Genomic DNA, 1,609 nt, shown 5'->3' on the forward strand with positions numbered 1-1,609 from the left:
GGCTCTTCGCTCTACTGGATGGGTAAAGCCACATAAAATAGGGTCATAGTTACCCCAGCAATTAAGAGTTTCCTAAAAAAATGGTATAAAGGGTGACGGGTTAAAGACGGACTTAGGACCTGCGTGCTGAAAGCGCTGGAATCCGGAGTTTATTAGCAGTCATGTAGACCATAGCAATGAGATTTTGAACGTTTTTGTAACCGCGAGCTTTCCGTTTTGCCGCTTGAACCAGACCATTAATACCTTCAAGCAAACCGTTTGTCATTCGGCTGTGGAACCACCGTAAGATGCCCTCTTCATGTTGCTTGATCGTCTTGGCCAAATGTACCATGGGCGCAAGCTTCGAGCGGGTCGCCCAGCCGATCCATTCCCGCAAATACACATCCGCTAAAATATGCGGAAGCGTCCAGAGATCCTGCAGGGCCAGTCTAAGACGGTACGCCCGCCCTGTCTGCAGGTTGCTGTCTTTCAGACGCAGCAAGGTTTCCTTTTGCTCAGCTTTGAGATTGGTTTCGTTCTTTAACCAGATATATTTCGTACGCTTCAGTTCAGGTTCTTGCTTTTGCTCCCCAATTCGCACTTCATCGACGGCTTCGTTCACCAATTTCATCACATGGAATTTGTCAAAGGTGATCTCGGCATCTGGGAAGTACTCTTCAATGCCACGAATAAAGGCAGGCGACATATCACAACATACTTCTTCGATCTGCTGCGCAGCAGCGCCTTTTGCGCTAAGATGCGACTTGAAGCGTTCCAACGTATCCATGCCTTTGCCTTCGGTTGCAAATAGTACTGTCTTTTGATCGACATCAACGAACAGGGTAATGTAACGGTGCCCGCGTCTAGATGAGGTTTCATCAATCGCAATCCGTTTTACCCTGGATAGATCGAGCTCAGCCATGGCTTTGTCGACGTAGTGATGGAAAATGCGCCACATCCGGGTATCATGTTCTCTCAGCTCACGGGCAGCGCTATTTACTGGCATCTCCGCCATCAATCGCATGGCCCAAGCTTCAAATAGCAGTGTAAAATGCGACAGAGGTCGAGCCCATTTCACCGGTACTTGTGTGATTTTATTGCAGTCCTTGCATTTTACCCGCGGCAATCTGGCATGCATGAATGTCTTCCAATCCCAGAAATCCAAGTGCCGCCAATGCTTTTTCTNAGCTTCAAATAGCAGTGTAAAATGCGACAGAGGTCGAGCCCATTTCACCGGTACTTGTGTGATTTTATTGCAGTCCTTGCATTTTACCCGCGGCAATCTGGCATGCATGAATGTCTTCCAATCCCAGAAATCCAAGTGCCGCCAATGCTTTTTCTCAGAATCATAAGCTTTGCAAGCAGTCCCGCACAACGGACAAGCAAAGGTCGCTCCTCGATCAAAGTCAATGAACAAGTGCCAGGCTTGATCTTGATCATCAAATTCGATATGCGTTAGTTTCCACGGTTCTTCCAGTTGTAAAGCTACTTTGAACATTTCTGAAATCATATTGTCATTGCTGCTCATTGAGGTCCACATGAGTCATCCCGCCCTATCAATCGTCTTACTGAGCAGTATTGACTATTTTTCTATTACGCAGACATTAGCCATGAACTATAGCGAGGAAGC

1 protein-coding gene is annotated in these 1,609 nt (G+C 47.1%); it reads right to left on the reverse strand.

The window, feature by feature from the left end; genetic code table 11:
- Window positions 1-112: 112 nt before the first annotated feature.
- On the reverse strand, window positions 113-1,519 hold the full coding sequence (locus tag AC6RNO_RS36505; protein ID WP_497108427.1) for an ISL3 family transposase: 1,407 nt from the start codon (window positions 1,517-1,519) through the stop codon (window positions 113-115).
- Between the last annotated feature and the right edge of the window lie 90 nt (window positions 1,520-1,609).

The sequence above is a fragment of the Paenibacillus sp. sgz302190 genome (genome assembly GCF_059820445.1).